General features: G+C 58.2%; 15 protein-coding genes. 6 read left to right on the plus strand and 9 right to left on the minus strand.

What is annotated here, in order from left to right:
- Positions 1 to 420: 420 nt before the first annotated feature.
- Positions 421 to 1,575: a haloacid dehalogenase type II gene (locus ACSOSP_RS31240; RefSeq protein WP_455312407.1), complete on the plus strand. Its 1,155-nt coding sequence runs from the start codon at positions 421 to 423 to the stop codon at positions 1,573 to 1,575.
- Between the two features lie 105 nt (positions 1,576 to 1,680).
- Here the strand turns inward: ACSOSP_RS31240 and ACSOSP_RS31245 are convergent, their stop codons facing one another.
- From ACSOSP_RS31245 to ACSOSP_RS31260, 4 genes are all read right to left on the minus strand, one after another.
- Entirely contained in the window at positions 1,681 to 2,721 is a 1,041-nt protein-coding gene (locus ACSOSP_RS31245) for a glycosyltransferase family 2 protein (protein ID WP_455312408.1), read from the minus strand.
- Positions 2,722 to 2,933: 212 nt separating this feature from the next.
- On the minus strand, positions 2,934 to 6,053 hold the full coding sequence (locus ACSOSP_RS31250) for an autotransporter family protein (protein ID WP_455312409.1): 3,120 nt from the start codon (positions 6,051 to 6,053) through the stop codon (positions 2,934 to 2,936).
- 333 nt (positions 6,054 to 6,386) lie between these two features.
- Positions 6,387 to 6,761 carry a VOC family protein gene (locus tag ACSOSP_RS31255; protein WP_455312410.1) on the minus strand — a complete coding sequence of 125 codons (375 nt, stop codon included), beginning with the start codon at positions 6,759 to 6,761 and terminating at the stop codon, positions 6,387 to 6,389.
- Positions 6,762 to 6,896: 135 nt separating this feature from the next.
- Complete coding sequence (locus ACSOSP_RS31260; RefSeq protein WP_455312411.1) at positions 6,897 to 8,198, minus strand: hypothetical protein; 1,302 nt, start codon at positions 8,196 to 8,198, stop codon at positions 6,897 to 6,899.
- Between the two features lie 714 nt (positions 8,199 to 8,912).
- Between ACSOSP_RS31260 and ACSOSP_RS31265 the strand changes: the two genes are divergently transcribed.
- Both ACSOSP_RS31265 and ACSOSP_RS31270 read left to right on the plus strand, forming a co-directional pair.
- Positions 8,913 to 10,139 (plus strand): metallophosphoesterase family protein, encoded by a 1,227-nt coding sequence (locus ACSOSP_RS31265; protein ID WP_455312412.1) that lies wholly within the window; start codon positions 8,913 to 8,915, stop codon positions 10,137 to 10,139.
- A 51-nt stretch (positions 10,140 to 10,190) separates the two neighbouring features.
- A complete protein-coding gene (locus tag ACSOSP_RS31270; protein WP_455312413.1) occupies positions 10,191 to 11,045 on the plus strand; it encodes a lipase family protein in 855 nt (284 codons plus the stop codon).
- A 271-nt stretch (positions 11,046 to 11,316) separates the two neighbouring features.
- Here the strand turns inward: ACSOSP_RS31270 and ACSOSP_RS31275 are convergent, their stop codons facing one another.
- Positions 11,317 to 12,468 (minus strand): serine hydrolase domain-containing protein, encoded by a 1,152-nt coding sequence (locus ACSOSP_RS31275; protein ID WP_455312414.1) that lies wholly within the window; start codon positions 12,466 to 12,468, stop codon positions 11,317 to 11,319.
- Positions 12,469 to 12,961: 493 nt separating this feature from the next.
- Here ACSOSP_RS31275 and ACSOSP_RS31280 point away from each other — a divergent pair, with 493 nt between their 5' ends.
- Positions 12,962 to 13,228, plus strand: coding sequence for a hypothetical protein (locus tag ACSOSP_RS31280; protein ID WP_455312415.1), 267 nt, complete (start codon positions 12,962 to 12,964; stop codon positions 13,226 to 13,228).
- Between the two features lie 221 nt (positions 13,229 to 13,449).
- Here the strand turns inward: ACSOSP_RS31280 and ACSOSP_RS31285 are convergent, their stop codons facing one another.
- Both ACSOSP_RS31285 and ACSOSP_RS31290 read right to left on the minus strand, forming a co-directional pair.
- On the minus strand, positions 13,450 to 14,604 hold the full coding sequence (locus tag ACSOSP_RS31285) for a porin (protein ID WP_455312416.1): 1,155 nt from the start codon (positions 14,602 to 14,604) through the stop codon (positions 13,450 to 13,452).
- Positions 14,605 to 15,079: 475 nt separating this feature from the next.
- Entirely contained in the window at positions 15,080 to 16,843 is a 1,764-nt protein-coding gene (locus ACSOSP_RS31290; protein ID WP_455312417.1) for an MOSC domain-containing protein, read from the minus strand.
- Between the two features lie 789 nt (positions 16,844 to 17,632).
- Between ACSOSP_RS31290 and ACSOSP_RS31295 the strand changes: the two genes are divergently transcribed.
- Together ACSOSP_RS31295 and ACSOSP_RS31300 are read left to right on the plus strand one after the other, a co-directional pair.
- Positions 17,633 to 18,145 carry a beta-class carbonic anhydrase gene (locus ACSOSP_RS31295; protein WP_455312418.1) on the plus strand — a complete coding sequence of 171 codons (513 nt, stop codon included), beginning with the start codon at positions 17,633 to 17,635 and terminating at the stop codon, positions 18,143 to 18,145.
- Between the two features lie 126 nt (positions 18,146 to 18,271).
- Positions 18,272 to 18,892, plus strand: coding sequence for a carbonic anhydrase (locus tag ACSOSP_RS31300; protein ID WP_455312419.1), 621 nt, complete (start codon positions 18,272 to 18,274; stop codon positions 18,890 to 18,892).
- 57 nt (positions 18,893 to 18,949) lie between these two features.
- Here the strand turns inward: ACSOSP_RS31300 and apnL are convergent, their stop codons facing one another.
- Both apnL and ACSOSP_RS31310 read right to left on the minus strand, forming a co-directional pair.
- Positions 18,950 to 20,800: a D-apionate lactonase gene (apnL, locus tag ACSOSP_RS31305; RefSeq protein WP_455312420.1), complete on the minus strand. Its 1,851-nt coding sequence runs from the start codon at positions 20,798 to 20,800 to the stop codon at positions 18,950 to 18,952.
- The gene (locus ACSOSP_RS31310) at positions 20,797 to 21,849 is read right to left on the minus strand and encodes a Gfo/Idh/MocA family protein (RefSeq protein ID WP_455312422.1); all 1,053 of its coding nucleotides are present in this window, start codon (positions 21,847 to 21,849) and stop codon (positions 20,797 to 20,799) included. Before ACSOSP_RS31310 ends, apnL begins: the two co-directional genes overlap by 4 nt.
- Positions 21,850 to 21,858: the final 9 nt, after the last annotated feature.

Below are 21,858 nucleotides of genomic sequence, written 5' to 3' on the forward strand. Positions count from 1 at the left end.
CGTGCGTCCAATGAAAGCGCTCATTCTGGCTCGGCAGACCTCATTCGCGAGCGGGCGACGCCTGAATTGTTTGTGCTCCAGCCAAATCTGTCAGCACTCCTGCCCGCCCTAACCCGCTGAATTCGTTATCGCGAAGCGACCTCTCAAACCGAAGTCGAGGTTAAGGAAAAATCTGCATTTTTGATGAGGAAATCATATGGAATCTTCCCTTGATTGTCGTGGACCAGTGACCTACGCTCGTCTGTGGGTACATCACGCGATCAACAAGCTTGTTGTATTGCACGACCCATTCCGGCGTCGCCACCGGCAGTACCCTCTGAGCTGACGCTGCACGTCGGTGAACGGGAAGTCGTCCCGCTCACCAGCGGCGGCTCGAGCCGCATCAGATCGTCGTGACGGTCATTCCATAGAGAGGTTGTCATGCTGCTCAAGGCCCTGACCTTCGACATCATTGGCACGGTGTTCGACGTATATGACGGCCTGGCGCAAGGCGTCGCGCCGCTCAATGCAAGATACGGCGTCAGCGTCAACGGCGCCGCCTTTGCCAGCGGGTCCATCGGCGGCTATTCGCAGGGAGTGTGGAGCGGAACGTGGGTTCCGCCGGATACGATCCTGCAGACTGCGACGCGGGCGAACCTGCCGATAGCGCAATTGGGGACGAAAGCCAACGCGGCGGTGCAGGACTATTTCGAATTGTGGCGTGCACTGCCGCCCTGGCCGGATGTCGCGGCCGGAATGGCGGCTTTGCACAGCCGCTACACGCTGGCGGTGCTGTCGAATATGAGCGTCGCGACGCAATCAGCGCTGCGGGCGCACGCAAGCCTGCCGTTTGACAGGCAGCTCTCGGCCGAGACGGTGCAGCGCTACAAGCCGGACCCCGCCGTCTATCAGATGGCGATCGCAAGCCTTGGCGTCGACGCAGCCGATATCCTGATGGTAGCGGCGCACAATTTCGACCTGAATGCAGCCAAGGCGCAAGGTTTTCGAACCGCCTTCGTGGGCCGTCCGACCGAGTTGGGGCCGGGCGGTTCGCCCGGCAACCATCCCGATCCCGGCTTCGATTTCAATGCGACCAGCTTGATCGACCTCGCCGAGCAGCTCGGCGCCTATCTCGTTAGCACTCCGGACGATTGCCTCCCGCTGCGTCCTGCCGCCGTGCAAGTGCAGAACGTCTCCGGGGACTGGAAGATTGTCGACGGCAATGAGCAAGTGCTGGATTTCGGAGCGTCGCAGGCGAATGCCGAGCGCGCGAAGGCGATCATCGAGCATTACCGCTTCGATCGCATTTGTTTCGTTGGCCGCCCCGATCCACCCATGATGTATTTCACAGCCGGCGGAAAGCCGCCGTCCGGCGCGATGCCGGGCGAGGACGCCATTCCTTTTGATCTAGCCGGTGTGGTGGCGCAACAGATAGCGGGGAGTTGGATTGTCACCGACGGCTCCTCTCGTATGCTTGATTTTGGCGCCAGCGAAGCGAACGCCGTTCATGCGGTGACCATCATCAAGCGTTACGGCTTCACGCACCAATGCTTCGTAGGGCGCCCAAATGCCCCGATGATGTATTTCAGGAAATAGGCTCTTTCCTGCGCCGGGACGCGGCAAAAGCGGAGCAACGAATGCGGCCGATCTCGCGGCTCTCTCCCATCGTTGTGCCCAGAACACCGAAGAGCGCCACGCGTATCAGGCAGGAATCGCGGACCGCTCGCGAGGCTGGCGATCCAGGCCGCGGCGCAGGCACTTTTTCGCTAAGGTTTTGGCAAAATTCATTGTGCGGTCTGTACGAACGGCAAGCGCGAACCGCCCAAGCGAGCCGGTCCTCGACGCATGTCCTTCAGCCCGGGCTACCTGGATCTTTTCGTAATCGGCGGCCATTTGTTTGATCGTCACGAATCCGTCGCTGAATGAAGCCCGATCGACGCGAGCGCAGATGTGGCACGCTCGCCTGAACAGTTTGTGGTAAATGGTCAGCCAGAATTCTTCCTGCTCGCCGTTCGTGATCTTTTGAAGTACTTCCCGGCCGGTCACCTGCAAGTCGCGCACGTCCTGCACCGGCGCGCCTTGTGTGATGCTGCCGAAGCGGCGACGGTAACCGATCAAAGGGCGAGCAATCTTGTACATGGAATGGGCGCTCAGATAAACCGATGGCACCACCGCGATATCCTCGTAATGCCGGCCAAGCGGGAACGGCGCCGGCCCGAACAGATTGGTTCGATAGACGCGAGCCCAAACGAAAGTGTGGAAGGCCTCGGCGAAATGCATGCGCGTAGTGTGATCGACTGGACTGCCGCCGCCGATGGCTTGCGGGACCAGCTCGATAGTCTCGAGGTTCTGGCTATGGTCATCGATAATGGACACGTTGTATTCGAGCATGTCCCATGTGCCTTCGGCCAACAGCGGCACAATGCTGGCTGAAAAATCCGGCAGGAAGATATCGTCGCCATCCAGGAATCCTACGTAAGGAGTCCGCACTGCCGCGATGCCCGCGTTGCGGGCGCCGCTAAGTCCGCGGTTACGCTGGCGGATCAAACGGATATGGCCGCCGGAATCCCGGTCCATGACCCTTTTGACGACAGCAGACGTAGAATCGCTCGACCCATCGTCGATCACGACAATATCGATGTCGTCGATGTACTGCTGCGAAAGCACCGAATCAAGCGCCTCCTCAATGTATCCGTCCACGTTGTACGCCGGGATGACGACGGTGAGAATGGGAGTACGCATTCGATGCTGGGTGAGTGTCATAACGATCCGGTGATGGAATAGCGCGACGGTGCCGAAGCGAACTTCCGCAGCAACGCTTGCGCCCTATCGTGCACAGCACGTCAGAGTGTCAGGAAGCCCCTTCAATACGCATGTTCAATGCGATGAACACTTGCCGGGAACGGCTTTCCTGACACGGGTTTAACTAAAACAACAAACCTGGCGCGCAGTGCTTACCAGCTGTATCGATACCCGACCTGACCGAACACGCCTTGACGATAATCACCGCCGATGTTGCGCGAGTACTTGACGTTGGCGTACATCTCCGAGGACTTGCTCATGCTCGTGGTGACACCCACGCCGACTTCATACCAGGTCTTCGACAGACCGCTGTTGAACGACGCGCCATCCACTGCTGTATTACCCGGGTTCAGGAAATCGTGCAGTACGTCGGCGGTGAAGTAAGGTGTTGCTGTTCCCGTCTTCGTGTCGTTGGTCAGGTTCGCCTTGAAGATCCGGAAGCCGGCCCGTCCACGCAACGCGTTGCTCGATGTGCCCGACACTGGCGAGATGCCATCGTCGAAGCCATTCAGATGCAGGTACTGGTACATCAACTGGGCTTGCGGCTCGATCGCGATGGTTGTCGATCCGATCAGGAACGGCTTGCCCACTTCACCGGACAGACCCGTGCCAACGCCGTTTTGCGAAGCGCCGCCACCGTACACATCACCGAACTTGTTGCGATAGTGGGTGAGTTGCGCGACGGCGTCGAAGTAGCTGCCGTCTTTCAGGTACTTGGTCCAGTAACCGCCAAGCGATTGCGCCTGCGTTTCGACTGAGCCGGTTGCGTTCGTCAGCGCCGGATTGAGGCTGCGCGCGCTGTCCTCGAAGGTTGCCGACGACGAGCCGATGGTGACCGTGACCCCTGCATGCGTGCTGCCGCCGGCCGGGTTCGTGGAGAGCGTCCAGTCCTTGCCGAACTGCGCGAAGAACGTGCGTTCATCGGCGGAGAAACGATCGCCCGAGTTGGCGTTCAGGCTCTGCCCGCCGATACGTCCCCACACGCCGTTGCCGTATGTTCCCTGCGCATTCTCGAGGCTCGCGACATCGCCGACACGCTCATGCAACCGGCTCATGATCGAGAAACCGTAGTCGAGGTTCAGCGACGGCGTCATGGTGTAGCCGACCACAGCGGGACGGTATGCAATGACCGACGGCTGGGACGGGGCTGTGGGCGTTGAGTCCGGCGTGCCCGCGGACAGGATCGGCGTCACCGGCGTAACGACCGCTCCAGGATTGGTCGGCGTGGTGGCCGGGGGCGTTGTAACCGGAGGGGTAGTAACCGGCGGTGTCGTGACCGGAGGCACGCTCTCGAGCGACGAACGCAAGTAGAAATCCTCGGGACGGCCCGAGCCGCCTTGATACAACAGATACTGGTACGCCCCAGCCTGAACCGGTGCAGCCGTATGGAAGGCCGTGGCGGCAGCAGTGCCGTTCACCTGGACGATCTTGATGCCATCGCCAACCGTCAGCGCGCCCAGGCCGCTTGGACGCACCGTCACGAGCGTGCTGCCGGTCGCGTTGCCGCCAATGACCAGTTGGTCGGTGAACTGATTGGACGCCGCGCCGCCCGCGTTCATCACAGTGTTCACGATCAACTGTGCGTTGGTTCCGCCCACGTAGTTGCCGCTCACATTCAATACGTTGCCCGTCACGCCCGACGCAGCCGCCAGGTTGATCGTGGCGTTGTTGGTGAGGTCGCCGTGGATCGTGAACGTGCCCGTCGACGATGCCGAGAAAGCCGGCAATGCGTTTGCCGCCGCAATCGTGCCCGCGTTGACCACAGAGCCCACTACAGTACCGAAACCGCCGAGCGTGGCGCCTTCAGCAACGGTCGTCGTGCCGGTCCCAATGCTTGCCAGGTTGTGTTGTGCATCGCCGACCGCGAGGGTGCCCGCCAGCACATTTGTGTCGCCATAGGTGCTTACGCCGTTCATCGTGAGCATGCCGCTACCGAGCTTGGTCAACGAACCGGTTCCGGTCACCCCTTGCGAGAGCGTCGATGAATATTGCTGCGTGTCGATCGTGCCGCCGTTGTCGCCGATCGAGATCGCACGCGTGGCCGCGAGGTCGAGATTGTTGTTCAGTTGCAGCGTGCCGCCGTTGAACGTGAGACCACCTGTGGCCGCGCCCAATGCGTTATCAGCTGCAATGTTCAGCGTGCCTTGCGTGATCAGCGTGCCGCCCGAATACGTGTTGCCGCCGGTTGCAGCGGGCGCAAGGAACAGCGTGCCCGCGCCGGTTTTCTCGATTGAGCCCGTGCCGCTCAACAAGCCCGCGTAGGTACCGTCATCGGTCTGCGCAAAGCGGACCAGCCCGTTATCAGTGATCGCGCCGGGCAGGCTCTGCGCCCGCCCCTGGAGCGTGCCGGCGGCATCGACGAGCATCTGGCCCGTGTAGGTGCTGTTATCGCCCGTCAGGATCAACGTGCCGCCTGCCACTTCCGCGCTTTGCACGTCGACCGGGATGCCGTTGACGGTCCACGTACCCGCGTCGGTCTTGGTGAGCGTCTGGAAGTTGGCGATGTTGCCCGTCAGCGTGTCCACGCCGAGTCCGCTCAGGAACAAATGGTTATTGCCTGCGCCGCCGTCAATCGAGCCCGACACCGACGAGCCGGTGTAGATGCGCATGACGTCGTCGCCACCCGCGAAGTCGATATCGCCGATAACCGTGCCCTTGTTGGTGAAATGCACAGGCGCGTCGGCGGTCGAACCGATCACGCTGCCGGGCGACTCGATCACACCGGTTTTGTTGTTGATGACCGTGTTGGTGCCGGTGTCGTTCTGGAACCAGATGGCGCGGGCATTGATCGCCTGGATCAAGCCGTTGTTGGTAATGACGTTGCCATGGCCTTGCACGTTGACGGCCTCGGCAGTGTCCTCAGTGCCAGTGGACAGCACCTTGCCGCCGGCTTGAACGGTCAGCGTCCCGTTGTTCCGGAACTCGATGGTGTTCACGCCGGTGCGATAGTTGCCCCACGCTCCAACCGCGGAACTGGTGACCGTGCCGCCCGAGCGAACCGTGATTTTGGCGCGGTCAGCAAGGCTGATCGCCGATATTTCTTGCGTGGAAATCGTCGCGCCGTTCAGGACAGTGACCGTTCGATTGTTATTGCCCGGAGCAGGACCTGTGCCGATGGTCGAAGTCCATGGGTTCGGCGATTTGGAATTGCAAACCGTATCGAGGCCGTTCACGGCACATGCTGCTGCCGCCGCAATGGGACTCAGGAGAAAAGGAATCAGCAGCAGTGATGGTGCAAGCGAGATCGCCCGCGAACGAACTGGATTTGACATGGACCGCCCCGTTGTTTGTTTTTTGTAAGCGGGCGGAATTTAACAAGCAGGCTATCTTGTGAATGTGGCTAGCCGAACAAACGAGCGCGGAAACCTTACTGGGTGTTACCTGCTTTGTGCAACATCGCGCATTGAACAGCAGAAAGGGGTTGGGTATTTGTCAATTGTTGTTAATTCAGATGTGTGTGCATCGCGTTCACAAAGGTCGATTCACGGCGGCAAGGCGACCGGGCACACCTCAGTCTTCCCAGGTGTGCCGATTGGTGCCTGCACGATGAGCGGCCGTTCGCGAACGAACATCGACGCGGCGGGCAGTCGCGACGGCAGGTTTCCTCAACGCTTGGGACGAGAAAATATGTTGACGAGATTACGGTCAGGGTCGCGCAGCAAGAGCGAGCGATTGCCCCACGGCATCAACGTCGCCGGCATCACGATGTTTGTCCCGGACGCACTCATCCGTTCGAACACAGCGTCAACGTCCTCCACTTCGAACTCCAGGATCGCCGATTGATTTGCAGCCGCAGTGGCAGCACCCACATTGAAAAGCTTGATCAGATGCTCAGACGAAATCGCAAGCGTCGCTCCTTCGAATCGTATTTCGGCAAATCCATCGGCCGGACGTACGGCCTCGATACCGGAAAGCCTTTGATAAAACTCGACCAGCGCATCGATATCCCGGGTAACAACACGAACCGATGCCAACTTCATTTTGAGCTCCTCGCCAAGAAAGGAAGCTCAGTCTAATCGTCGATACTGTCAGATTCTGGCAGTATGGTGCGGCTGGCGGCGTGAACTACGCCATTGGCATATGCCTTCCGATCGAGAGATCATTGACGCCTTTTTCTATCGCGCAGAGCCATTTGAGGCGCGCTTGCTAATGCTCTTGTCCAGGAACGAATTCGTGTCGAGGAAAGCAAAGAAAGTGTTTGCTGCATATCCACCAATAAACGCGATTGCGAGCGGTGACGCAGAGACGACACTGTCGTGCCAGAAGTTATCGAACAGTCCGATCACCGTGCCAACGATTACCGCAATCACTAGCCTCACGCGATTGACGAATCTCCCGTGGGTCGGATGGAAAGTCTTGCTGACGCTTTGCTCGGACAGGTCCCGCAGGATGAACGCCAACGAGCCCAGCACGGCGTACAACACCGGCAGGACGTACGTTGTTATAGCTGCCCACAAGATGTCACTGGTGCGCTCTGCGTCCTGCGCCATCGCGCGGATATCCTGATACACGGCGAGCTTTTGCAGGCCGTCATCGATTGCATGTTCCGGACCCATTGTCTCGTCGTTCATGCTCACGTCATGCTTCTTCAACCGGTTCGGGTTGGTGAGAATGGGCAGGCGCAATTCGAGGTTCTCTCGCAGTGTGGTTTGGTCGAGCATCCAGGGCGACGCATACACATTCCGGAGGTCTGCACGATTCAACCAGCTTAGCCATCGGGTCTGCGCATAGAGCGCCCGGTTGTTTCGCGCAAAATCCTGAAGCGCCGCTTTGATCAACAGAGCGGACGGCGTGTCGGCCAATATCTCGTCGGCATTCATGCCCGGTTCAGTTACGCCATTCGTAAGCGAAGCCTCGGACAGAGAACAGCTCGTCGCACCGACGTTAATGGCCGTCGCCCCGTCAGCGCCTGAAGGTTCCATGCAGACGGGGATTCGTTCAAGACCGGCGTCCTTTGCGGTCCTGCCGACACGTGCAGTCGACGCGGAAGAAGCAGGCGAAGAGGAAGCGGCTATAAGCACCTGCTTCTGGATGATGATCTTATCGCGATGATCTTCAAGCTCGTTGTAAAGCGTCACGGCCATTTTATCGTTTGCTTCGATTAGCGCTTTACTACTGCTCGTCAGCTTCGCATTCGCAAAGACCACCATCGACAGCGGCAAGAGTATGCCGGCAATCACGAGCGTCGCCTTGAAGTAAAAGCGCGTGGATTTTCGCGCGCAATGCAATGCTCCCGGGGCAAGCGTCTCCGTCGTAACCGGCTTGATCGCGTCGGCCAGCTTACTCTTCGTCGTGTACAGATTTGACTCAACTTTGTTGGTCCACTTGCCGCGCGCGAACGCTTGTCCAGCTGCCGCCACATTTTGGGAATCTTGCTTGGAAATGCGGATACCCTTGTCCGTCGCGTAAGTCAGCATTCTGCTGCAGTCCTCGAGCAAAGCGGCTACGTGATTGCCGGAATAGTTCCAGGACTCCTCCGGCCGCCCCCCCGGGTCTTGCTTACCACTACGATTTTTCATTGTTATTTACCCCCGCTGCAGTCCACCCCGCTTCGCCCCCGCGAGAAATGTACATAGCTGATGCAACGCGACTCGAAATCGCCTTCGTCCAGCATCGTCCTCGCGCCGCCTGTTTTCATACGAAGCGTATGGCGCATCGACCCTAGGCGTTAGGACTATCTTGCCAAACGATAGGACTTTCTTGCGCGGAAGCTTTCCGTAGGCCTTCATTGCACGTAATCATCCATGCGCCGGCTGCTGCCCTTCGCCTGCATCATCGTTTATCCCTACCTATGAGGGGTTGTGCATCAAATAAAAACGCACAAAATCGGGCTTAAGCAATCAACGCATCAATAGATGAGCGATTAGTCAGATCCGTTAGATCTCAACCTGGCCAAAATTTTCTTCGCAAGCAGATGTTCAAGTAAGGAATGCCACGCATCGACGTCGTAAGTAAAATACTGAAAGAGTATACATTAGTTAGGATAGCAATCTTTTAATACGATCCTGTTCCGACACGGTTCGGCAACCTATGCTTTCGAACTGGCAACGACGTTGTTTTAGTGGTGATTTCGAAAATCCCGGTCGTTATCTTTCAGGTGTAACGACGCCATCAACGACTTGGAGCCAAACATGTCTGATCTGCAGTCAATGCAGCAACGCCTGCAAAACGCCCTTGCAGCGATTGGGACCGACGACAACCCCAAAGTCCAGGCGCTCCGCCAGCTTTTCGATCAGGCGCAAAGCCAATCCGTCGATTTGCTGAGCGGACGGACGACCTCTTCTCCGCAACACCACATCCTTGCAAACATACAAAGCCTTCTAACAAACGCCACCTTATTACCAAATCAAGATGGCGCACTTGTTGCGAGCAGCGTAACGAGCGAAGGTGATCTGGTGGGAACGCTTAAATATGAGTCGCTGGATGTTGCATGGACCGAGGCGGCGATATGCTGGCTCGAGCATTTTCCCCCCGCGCAAAAGGCGCCCTTCCCGACAAACCCACCGCCGGTCATGGCAATGGGCAGCGCCGTGACTATCGCCATTGCGGGTGATTGGGGCACTGGGATTACTTACAGGACGGACGGGCAACCAAGCAGCGCTGGGAAAGTGAAGGACGAGATCAACAACCTCCGGCCTGACTACACCGTTCACCTGGGTGATGTGTATTACGCCGGCACGCAGGGCGAAGAACAGCAGAATTTTCTTGGCTTGTGGCCCGCAGGCGGGCAAGCAAGTTTTGCACTTAACGCTAATCACGAGATGTATTCGGGCGCGCAGGGCTATTTCGGCAAGACGCTCGGAGACCCGCAGTTCAGTGCCCAGGGATCGAACAGCTACTTCGCGTTGCAAAACCAGGATTGGCTTGTTATTGGACTCGATACGGCCTATCACGCGGATGAGATCAACCTCTATCAGAACGGCAATCTCGATCCGGGCCAATGCGCTTATGTAACCAGCCTTCTCAACAACGCAGCCAATCAGAAAGTCATTCTGCTGACTCATCACAACGGCCTGTCTACGGACGGTGCTACGACCGTCGATCTCTGGAAACAACTCGCCCCTCTCTTTGCCGGCCGCGAAGTGTGGTGGTACTGGGGCCACCAGCACGCCGGCGTTGTCTATTCGGACCGAGGCACGATCCATCCCCGTTGTTGCGGTCATGGCGCAATTCCTGCCGGCGCACCCTCAGGGCTGAACGCGAATCCAGCCGTTCTTTGGTACGAGAACAATCCAGCGGGCGATCTGACTTATACGGGCCGTGTCAAGAACGGCTTTGTATTGTTGTCCTTGAATGAAGGTGATTTGACGGAAGCGTTTGTAAACGAAGATGGCATGACCGTGTATCCGAAGCCCTGAGCTTTCAATCGTACTGCGTAGAGCCACTCGTCATGACAACAGGAGCGACGCATGCCGGACATTCCCTATGATGCAAGCCGCGACGCGCTCTACAGTCCGCAGCTGCGACCGACCATTTTCACGGCGGATGCGCACTATGAGCTCCCTGCTCTTTGCGCCGAACTCTCGCGGCTCGCCTATATCCATTTTGAAGACGGCGGCGCGGAGCAGGCGAGTCTGGAGGCCGCGCTCGCCCTGGTGGGTTTCAATGGCTTTGTGTCTTTCATCGATACGCCGACAGGCACGCAGGGCTACGGCGCCTGGAGATCCGCCGATAGCCTTGCGCTGATCGCCTTCCGCGGCACCGAGCCGAACTCGCTCACCGACCTTGGCACTGACCTGAACGTCAGCATGACAGCCTGGCCGCTGAGCAGCGGGCACGCACACGAGGGATTTGCGCGCGCGGCGCTAAGCGTGTTCGAACCGGTCAAGCAGTGGTTATCGACTAACTCGGCTGCACGCAAGCAACTCGTATTGACCGGTCACAGTCTCGGCGCCGCCATCGCCACGCTCCTTGCCAGCGCTGTAAAGCCGGACAAGCTGATCACGATCGGATCGCCTCGTATCGGCGACCAGGCATTCGTTGAAACGCTCGACGGAATCGATATCACCCGCTTCGTCGATTGCTGCGATGTGGTCACGGAACTGCCGCCGGAACTGGGCGGTTACGTTCATGTGGGGCCATCGACCTACATAGACCGAAGTGGCGCTTTGCAGCCTCAGGCGGACGCTGAGTTCGTTCTATCGGACCAACTGGCCGCGAGGGCCGACTTTGTGCGCGAATATGCGTGGCAAACGGGAAATAATGTGGTTCGCGACCTCGCGGATCATGCACCGATCAATTATGTGAGGAGTCTGGTTGGGTAATGCGTTGGCAGCGGAGTTGGCAGCGACTGCGGCGCGATGACAAATGGCAGCCGTCCAACGCCCGGCCATCCGTGCCCGGAATTGCGCCGCGTACAGGGTGCAATGTCTCTGCATGATGGAGACCTCCTGTTCTCAAAAATAGGTGTCCACGAAACCGGGTCAACTCCAGCCGAAGCTGACGGGCCGAAAGCAGTCACTCGAGGTTGAACTGGACCGCACCATGCTGAGCACACATGCGCTCGGTCCCGATCTCACTGCTCGTGCCCGGGCGTCATGCCGCCGGTACGGCCGCACCCACCTGCTGGTACACCGCCGCCTCGAAGCCAATGAGTGTCTCGATGACAGGCATGTCGAAGAAGGGCAGCAGTTGTGTCATCAGCACGCCGCCCACGCCCCTGGAACGGTCGATCCAATAGTACGAATTGAAGACGCCGGCCCAATCGGCGGTGCCGTTGCTACGCATGCCCGGCACGTCGTCGAGCGTGAGATGGAAACCCAGACCCCAGCCCTGTGGCACCGGCGTTGCGGGCACGTCGTTCGTGAGTTCGGGCATCGCGGACTTCATCAGGTCGGGGAGCCTGATTGGCCCGAGGTAGTTCTGCAGCGCCAACCGCACGGTCGCCGGTTCGAGAATGCCGGCGCCGTCGTTGAGCCATGCTTGCACGAAGCGGCCGTAGTCCTGCGCGGTCCCGTAAGACCCGTGGCCGGCTGCGTCCCACTCGGACGTTGGCGGCAGGTCGAGCGATGAAGGCGCGAGCGTGCCGTCGGTCTGGCGCTGCATCACGCGCAGCAGCCGGCCGCGCTGCTCGGCGCTGGGTGCGAATGTCGTGTCGTTCATTCCCAGCGGCTCGTACACATGTTGCTTGAGGTAGCTGCCCAAGCCCTGTCCCGACAGCTTCTCGACAATGAGCCCTAGCCAATCGGTGTTGGTGCCGTACTCCCAGACAGTGCCGGGATCATTGACGAGTGGCACTGAGAGACTGCGTTTCAATCCCGTGAGAGGATGAGGCTCGCCCGTCAGGTCGTGGTAGCGCAGCAACTTTTCATTGAGGAAGAAGTAGCTGAGGCCGGCCGTGTGAGTCATCAGTTGGCGCACTGTGGCGTGGCTGGCAGGAGGGCGCAAGCGTGGCTTGTCGCCGTCGAAGCCGTCCAGCACTTGCAACTGACCGAACTCCGGCAAGATCGATTCGACCGCGGCATCAAGGCTCAGAAGCCCCTTCTCGACGAACTGCAATGCCGCCGTAGTGGCAACTGCCTTCGTCATCGAGGCATTGCGGAACATCGCATGCTGGCCAGCCTCGCCGGCCGCGTGATGGAACAGGGGGCCGCTGCGGTCAACTACCACCGCAGCAATGCCGTGAACAGCGCCCTTCGAAACAGCATCGTCCAACAGCGCCTTGATGGCCGAACCGTCAAAAGTCATGGTTGTCTCCTGCGTTCATGGGTGGGAACCCGTAAGCGAAATCGCCCCTCGTACGAGTCGTGCCATTTTGCGCCAATGAGCCGGATGCATGGGCCCTGGAGCGCGGCGGCGACTCACACCGCGGCACACCGCGCGACTGCACCACCATGAAGGATTGATTGCATTTATCTATCAAATACCTGACGGTCACTTTCAGCACCCTGCTAAAGAGGACCCAAGAGGTCGGGCCACCCCGAAACGAGCGTCCTCGGGGGTCGCCCTTCAGGCAGGCTCATTCGTCCTGCTTTGGACTACGAACATTTTGGTGGATCACGCCGAGTGAACAATCGTAGCGACACCCAGACGTAACGCTCTGCCTTGCGGGACGCGGCGTCCATGAAAGCAAGCGAACCTCCCGACGTAGCTGGCCCGAACCGACCGGCGAGTAAAATTCAGCGTTGAAGCGAAATGTGCGAATATCGCGCTTCGGATCACATCTGGGAAGAGGTCAATAGTGAATATCCAGCCAGTTCGGATCACCACAGCATCTATTTCTTATGATGCTTCAATCTGGTTCTCAGCCTACGGCTTCGGCTGGGGCTATTGTGCCTTCTCGATACCGTTTGAAGCGATTTGCGAATACCTTGGAGCAGCGGATGTCTCGGCCAAGCAACTTATGCTCGCCTTTGAGTTGGGGAGGAAGCGTATATCGAGGGCCATCGAGCAGCTCGAGATCCCTGCGACCGGTGATCGGGTCATCCTGCATCGCCTGGATGCATAGAACGGTAATTCAGCGCCGACCGGTTTGGTCGAACCACAAGTACCGGGCGGCGCTAGCGAAGCCAACGATCACTTTGCTGTCAAAAATATACGCGATGCTTAGGGGCGCGCTTGCCTGAGCGACTCGCATGAGTGCGGCCAGATGCGCTGCAATCCGTTACCCGTTTGGGCATCCGCGCCCCTATCGGCGGTCTGTATAGCAGAACCGCCGCATCAATCAACTTAGAACCGGGTACGAATCCCGACTGTGCCCACGACTTGATTCGCTGTCGACGAAGCCCCACCCGAGGTATTGATGAACGCGACAAAGTCCTTTCCGATCGCGTGCTGGTACATCGCTTCCGCGTACACATCCGTGCGTTTCGAGAACGAATACACAACTTGCGCATTGATCTGATTAAACTTCGGGTCAGCGCCAAACGCCGTCGCACCAGACAGGTGCCCGTCTGTGTAGGTATCTGCGATCCCGAGGCTCAGCGCGCTCGTCAAACCGTATTTGCCGTTCAATTCGTAATTGTCGAACCGCATCGTGCCGTTCACCAAACCGAACGCGTTGGAGCCTACGTATTGACTGTGCGTATAAACGAACCCAACGAGTGCCGGACCGAACCCATAGTTCACGGCGCCGCCAAATATGCGGGTTCGATTGGAGCCAACTTGAAAACCACCCGTGCCATTGGCAGTTGATTCAGCCGTGTCGATCGCGCCACCGGTGTTCGTCGAGCTGTTCGATCCATTCGTCTGCAAATAGCCCGCTGCGGCATTCAACGGCCCGTAGCTGTAGCTTGCCCCGAAGCTGTACGCGCGATTCTGAGAAAAATTGGTGGAGTTGGAGAACGCATATAGAGTGCCGAACTTGAACCCCGCGTAATCGGTGCTCATATACTTCACCGCGTTGCTCATGCGCACTGAGTGGTTCAGGTTGTCGTTGTCAAACGGGTGTGCGAATCCTGTATCGCCGAACGTACCTGCGGTTCCCGACAATGGAGCAACGAAGTCGACCAGTGAGTCATACTGACGACCTAGCGTGATCGCGCCATATTGACTACTCGCCAGTCCGACATAGGCTTGGCGACCGAACTCGCGGCCGTCCTGGCCGAGCTTACCGGACTGAACATTGAAGCCGTTTTCGAGCACGAAAACAGCCTTCAGGCCACCACCGAGATCCTCTGCACCACGAAAACCAAAGCGGCTCCCGTTGATATTCCCGCTTGTCGCCTGGAACAAGGGGCCACTCGAACCGCTCTTCGACACGTTGTTCGTGTACATCAGGCCGGCGTCAATGATGCCGTACAGCGTCACGGAACTTTGCGCGTAAGCTGCCGAAGCGGTGGCAAAGCCAAGAGAAGCCAAAGATACGCTGAGGATTCTATTCATGGTGTGCTCAAGGAGTTTGATTGAAGGGGCAGACGTTTTGCGAAGTCTTAGGATTTCTACCCTGTCCCAACTCGTAAGCCGATATTTATTTTTTGGAAGTCCACAACGATTTTTCATTTATTTGTCATTGACCGCGATCTTCCAAACCGGATGTGCGTCTTCGGAAATGTATGACGACCTCGCCGTTAGTGGGGACGTGGCAACTGCGCGACGATTTTCACAGAGTGGTCTTCAACATAGCTTTCAGGCTGTCTTCCAGCGGGGAATTGACTCTGCTTTTGCGCGTACCAATTGAAGTCCGCGTACATCCGTCAAGGCCGGATTGCCCTTTCACGGTACGCTGCATTTTTTCGCCTCTTCTTGTGTCCGTCTGATGAAAACATTGGCTGGATGGGCGATGGATGCAGCGAGTGAAACTCGATTCGCGCATAGCCGTCGGCAGGGGCGCCTGCCCTCCCCGTACTCGCGACGCCGCTCAGATGTCGATTACCACGTCACCCCGCGGCGAGGCGCAGCAGATCAGGACATTTCCCTCAAGAGGCGGGTCGAGTGGATCAGGCTGGTACGCGATGGGCCCGGAGATCAGTCCGCTCTCGCATTTGTGACATACACCGGCGCGGCAGGCCCAGCGGACCGGAACGTCACACGCCTCGGCCAACTCCAGAATGCTCCCGTATGCCGACGCATTCCAGTGTGCGGCGATGCCGCTGCGCGAAAAAGATACCAGCGGACCCTGGTTCGTCTCATCCTTGGGCGGATGCGGAGCGCGTGTCGAGCGGCTGACGATGCCAGGATTCAAGGACTCGCCCCCATTGAATATTTCGGCGTGAACCCGTTGCGGCGGCACACCCAGGTTCGCAAGCGCCTCTTTCATGTCCGCCATGAAACGCGGTGGCCCGCAGAGATAGATGTCCGCCTCTCGGGAGACACCCGCTTCATCGAGCATCGCTTGCGACAGATGACCGGTCGCGTCGAAATTCTCATTCAGCTTGTCGCGCGAGTCCGGCGCGCTATAGCAGATATGGCGGCGGCCATGGCTCAGCGCGAGCATGAGACGGCAGGCTTCGGCAGCGAACGGATGATGTTCCCCGTCGCGCGCCATATGCATCCACAAGACCTCTCTCGTCGACCGGGCCGCGGACAGCGAGTGCAGCATTGCCAGAACGGGCGTGGCGCCAATTCCCGCGCTAAGGAGCACCACCGGCCCGTTTCCCGGCTTGAGAACGAAACTCCCGCGTGGAGCGCTGACATCGAGCACGTCGCCCGCCTGGACATGCTGGCGCAGGTAGGTTCCCGCCGCACCATGCGGCTCGATCTTCACACTGATCCGATAGCTTTGCGTCGAAAGTGGACCCGAAAGCGAGTAGCTGCGGAAAAGCGATGGGCCTCCCACGACCGGCTGGAGGCGTAACACTACGTATTGGCCGGGAAGCGCCTCCTGCAGTGGTTGTCCGTCTGTGTTCGTGAATGTCAGCGAGAGGACGTCTGCAGCTTCCGGCTCGATCGCCGTCACCTTTAGCGGTCGAAAGCCCGGTGCAACATGATAGGAGGCCCCTGCGGGTGCAAGGCCGGCATTGCCCGTCGTCGCACCGTTCATGGAGCTCTGCAGCAACGCCTCGAACGACCCGCGCCATCCGGAGGAAAGCGCCTCTATTCGCAATGCGCGCTCCAGTTGATCGCGCGAATGATTGCTTGAATACAAAAGGGCGTTGATTTCGGCGACGGTCATTCGCTCATCGACCCCTCCCACCTTCACGATCTCGTCGCCGGCACCCACTTCGCCCTCTTGCAAGACCCGAAAGTAGAACCCCGGCCGACCGCTCGCCGTGAGTAATGCCGGCATCCGGGGCTCATTCATTCGGATGCCTACACGATAACAGGTGACACGAGGCTGAGTGACCTCGAACAGCCCGCTTCCGATCCTGTAGCGGTCGCCTATGCACACATCCAGGTCAGGCATGCCTTCAATCGTAAAGTTCTCGCCGAACTGTCCGTAGGTGAAGTCGGTCCTGCTCAACTGCTCTTGCCAATAACGATACGATTCAATCTGGTAGACGAAGACGGCTCGATGCTCGCCCCCGTGACCCGCCAGATCGCCTTGCCCGTCTCCCTCCAGGTTCAATCGCCTCGCCCGGCAACGGCCTTGCAGCGGCGTCTTCCAGATCCCGGTGTACACGGTGCGGCCCTTCCACTCCATGTCGCGTGGAAGTCCGACGTTCACCGATAGCAGTCGAGCCATGTTTCCTCTCCGCAGGCAACCACACAGTCGCGTAATGTCAAACCGTTATGTCTTGTGCTCCGCGCGCACTCAGGTGATGGCGAGTTAGCGATCGGGCCGTGTGGAACCACTGTCTGGCCCGGCTCGACATCTATTTGCCCACCGTCAATATAGTCCGGCACTGTGAGAACGAACCTTGTAGGCGAAAAGATGCAGGCAGGCCCGAAGGCCTCATCACACTAGCTTTAATTCGAGGCGTTTTCAAGGTGGAAGCGCAGCAGCGTCAAGCAAACATTTGAACTGCCCGAATCGCAAGGTCGAACCGCGCGCGATTTAATATCCGTTAAGTGTTCACGAAAAAAAACTTTAAATTTGAAGCCGGATTGGTTCAGCAGTTCGGCCAAGCGTGGAACGCCTTGACCGTACGCGCGTGCAGGGCCGACGCATGGTTGAGTGATGGGAATAATTGAATTGCCACGGGACATGATGTTTTAGCGTCGAAACGCGCGCAGAATCCAAAGCATCCCGGAATACGACTGAGACGTCTGGAGCGCGTTCGGCGGTTGCCGGAGCAATGCTGACCAGGAACCGACCAAAGCATTCAAACAGATTTATATGCTTTATATAGGATTACGAACGTTTAAAAATAGAAAGGTATTTTTTTGAGCGAAAGGTGCGGTTATCAACGGTCAAGAGCCAATCTTTCGGCCGCTGCCCCCTTTCGCGGACAGTTTTTCAACGAGTGCCGACAAACCGCGCTTTGACGAAATCGAAGATTTCGATCGTATAGCGCACAGAAGGAGCATCCAAATGAGTCTGATCGATGACGCAATCGTTTCAAGTCAGGCAAGTGCAAAGCACCACGATCCATCGTTGGCGGATAAGCCCGCTCCGAAGGTCGCGATCATCACGTGCATGGACCCTCGTATGAATGGACTGCTGGAACGTTTTGATATCAAACCCGCTGATGCGGACCTGATTCGGAATGTTGGGACAGCTGTCACCGAGGATGTCGTACGGTCGCTCATGTTTTCGATTCACGTTCTGGGCGTGAAGGAAATCATGATTGTCGGCCACACGGGCTGCGGCAGCGAGATGTTTACGGACGAGTCGTTCGAGAAGCATCTTCACGAACGCACCGGGGTGTTGGCAGTGACTCCCGCAAAATTCCACTTCTATACCGACGTCAATGAAGCAACGAAGAAGCAGATGTTGAAGCTCCGGTCTCATCCGTGGGTGCCGTCAGAAATCGTCATTCGCGGCTTCGTTCTGAATCTCGCAACGGGGGAACTGAAAGAAGTTGTCACAGGGACGAATGGATAGTCCAGCTATCGCTAGCGAACAACCACGGGCGACTGTGCGACAGTCGCCGCTTCCCCTTCAGTCGCCCGCGAGTCTGAGGAAAAGACGCCCTGAAAGTGACGGATTCGCAAGTAACTGACAGCGGCGATGTTCCATGCCCTGGTTGCACACCAACGGAGCAAGAAAATGGGCAAGTTTAGCGACTACGAGTACAGGAACCTACCCGGGTTCGATATGAAGACCTTCGAGGGCGCGAACCAGGCCATCCCGATGAAGACGCTTGTGATTCACTGCCTTGATCCTCGGGCAGTCGAAATCCCGCAGGCCGTCGCCGACTATTTCGGGGACGAGGTCTACCCGGGAGAAATCATCACCGACGAAAATGGCACCCGAGTCGGATCCACGCGAACACTGTTTGCCGCGACCAACGCTGGTGGACGCGCCGCCTTCGCTCTGGCGTCCGTGGCGGCAATGGACTACCTATTCGATGTGCAAAAAGTCGTGGTAGTTCACCATTCGTTCTGCGGTACGACGACCCTGACGCCGGAGCTGATCGTCGAGGAGTTTCACGATCATCATCACGCCGATATCTCCAAGCTGTTCGATCACGATAGCCTCGCCATCATGGATTTCGAGGAGTCGCTTAACTATGACATCAAGTTGCTTCGCTCGAGCCCGGCCGTGCCGAAGCACGTCAAGCTCTACGGCTTCTTCTATGAAATCAGTTCCGGCAAGTTGACCGAAGTGGTGCGGGACATTCCTGCATGAATCGCGGTGTGAACGCGTGACTCCACCGCGTCGGGCGTTATTGATTCAATTGTTTTCTTACCCTGGGATCGCTATTTCGCGACATTCGAACGGTGCGACAGACAATGGCTCAAGCCCGGTCAGGCCGACTGACTGCGGACGCTCGGTAAGGTTCGCGACGAGTATGCTTGCGTCACCGTCTCCATCAACCGATCCAAAAGCCACGACGCGGTCAGGCCGATTTGATGTGCATATCAGTCTTCGTTTTCCCGCGCGATTCGCAATCTGCTGAGCAACATTAAAGACGGGATAGCGTTGTCCCGCTGCGCCGATCAAACCACGTGGCCCCGTGAATCCGCCCAAAGTGAGGCATTCAATGTTTGAACCGCACAGCGCAGCGACGTATCCCGCAAGCCACGCGGCACCGAACAGGGCATGGTCACGTGGATCGTCACCCGCCATTGCGATGCGCTCGCGATCCGGATTGGGCATGGTGCGCGAACCATAGGGGTTTTGTCGCATCCCGATTGATATCGGGCCGATCGAATAAGGTTTGTCACCTATCAACGTACGGCAGGACCGCGTGATATGAGGAATGGCCTCAAGTGTTTCCATCACGCTGCGGTCGTCAGCAGCGTGAACGATCGGGCAGGTAGCGTGTGCGACCCAGTCGACCAGCTCAAAAGGGGGACGTTTTCTATTCAACTCCGTGAAATAACTATAAACACCGCCACCCAGGCGGAGGCCCGGAAACAGTCGTCTCGCTTCCAGATACAACTGGTCCATAGGTGGGCTACGGCGTGGAACGCTCCCCGGCGGATCGGACAGGCGATGCACAGAGGGAGTCGCAAATATCCCCGCGAGCGTCAAGTCTGCGTCAGCAAGCATCGATGCTACGCGCGATAACTCTTCACGCGGTTCGCCGATACCGGCCACGACGCATTCGAGCGTCGCGGGAATGCTCAATTGGCGCTGAAGCGTGGCGAAAGATACGAGTTCGTCCAGCCCATGGCCGGCCGCAGGATCGAACTGCAGCAGCAGCCGCTGTGGCGCAAGCTCGGCAAGTTGCAACAGATTATTGAGCGCGCGCTCGACTTCATCTGCCGCGATTGCGACCCCAAGCATGGGCATTTGCTCATCTGAAACGGCGACGTCAAGCTGAACCGGGGATGCTGCGTCGAATGTGGCCAACGTCGGGATGCGCTCGTTCAATTGCCTGACGACCTCGATGGTGACGGCTTGTTCACTCGTAGTCCCGGCGCTCATGACATAGGGCCAGGGCAACTCCAGCGGCCGTGAGTAAGTCTTGAACGACGCGTCAGACCAGTTGCGCTGATCCTCCATTTCGAATACGTCGCCGAGCAAGGTGCACCGGACAGACAAACCACTTGGCAGCCGGTGCTCGATCGCACGAATGTCCTTGAATGGTTGCCACGGATCAATCAATGACGGAAAGCGCGAATGCTCGACGGAACCGTCACCGTGAGTCACGGATGCGGCGGCGCCGGCAACCTCATTTATCGGGTGCAAAACACAGAAGCCCGTGCGCGCGGTCAGGAAATCGGCGTTCGTTCGCCATCTGGCGTGAAACGTCAGCAAACCCTTAGCACTGCAGTTGATGTTGACCTCATACGACAGCGAGTCAGCACGCGGGTTGGTACAGACCGCCGAATAGGACAGCTGAAAGGAAGAAGACGATTCCCCGACGTTCAAATCATGAATGGATGGACGACAGGTACCCCAATCCTCGTCCCGAACAACGAAGGTGACGGCGCGGATGATTTCAACGCCGTCAAAGCGAATGTCGCGCAACGCGCCCTCCACCACATCCAGCGACCAACGACCGACCGTGTACGTGCTCGCGGCCGGTTGGCTTTGCGTGGTGCCGTAGCAGGCTTCGTGGTCGCTCAACACCTGTGCGTTCATCATGAATCCGTCTTCAACAAGGCATCGATTTCAATCGCTTTCTGCAGTTGAGCCGACGCATAAGTTGCCTCGACCAGCGCCAGTGTCTGAAGGTTGTCGCGGCCGCTGGTCACGGGCTCGCGGCCGTCTCGAAGGCAGTCGACCCAGTGCCCCTGAATTGCATGGACGCTGCTCTGGATTGCTTGCCACGGACTGCTGATCCAGCTCAGCGCCGGCATCGCGACCGTGTCGACAGACGTGCCCTCGCGGGTATGAAGCTGCAAGCGGTAGTCCGATAAAAGGCGCAACGTACCGGCGCTACCGTCCACTTCAATCAACGTCTGGGGAAACAGTTCCTGCGGCAGATGCGTGGCATAACTGCAGTCGACGATGCATGTGACTCCCGACGCATGGTTCAGCAACATGGTCGCGACGTCTTCGCCTTTTATGGACGGGTTGACCCGGGTTGTCGACGCGGTTAGCCGGCGTACATCGCCGAAAAGAAACCGGGCGACATCCAGAATGTGGATCCCCAGATCCTCGGCAATGAAGCGCTCGCCTTCCGCCAGATAAGGCTGCCCCGAGAAAACATTGAACGCCGATCGAAACGACACCCTGCCCCAAAACGGTGTCCCGATCACCCCGCTTTCCAGGGCGCTGCCGACTGCCTGGATCGCCGGTTGCCAGCGGAAGTTTTCATGGATCATGAGCGGCACATTCGCCTTTTTACAGGCGTCGACCATCGCTTTTGCATCGTCCAGCGTCGAAGCGAAGGGCTTCTGACAAATTACCGGAATTCCGGCGCGCGCGGCCATCTCGACCAGGGGCCTGTGACTACCCACCGTTGTCGCGATATCCACAAAATCGGGGCGTTCCTCGGCGATCATCCTGGACGCGTCGGAGTAAATGCGCTCGATAGCGAAATCCTTGGCAGTCCCGTTTAATCGTTCGCTATCCGTATCGCAAAGCGCGACAATCTCGACCCCCTGGATATCCCTCCAGGCGTGCAGATGGTTCCTCGAGAAAAAGCCACAACCGATCAGCGCTCCCCTGAGCTTTTCACTTGCACTCATCCCTCTGCA

Source organism: Caballeronia sp. KNU42 (assembly GCF_053760385.1).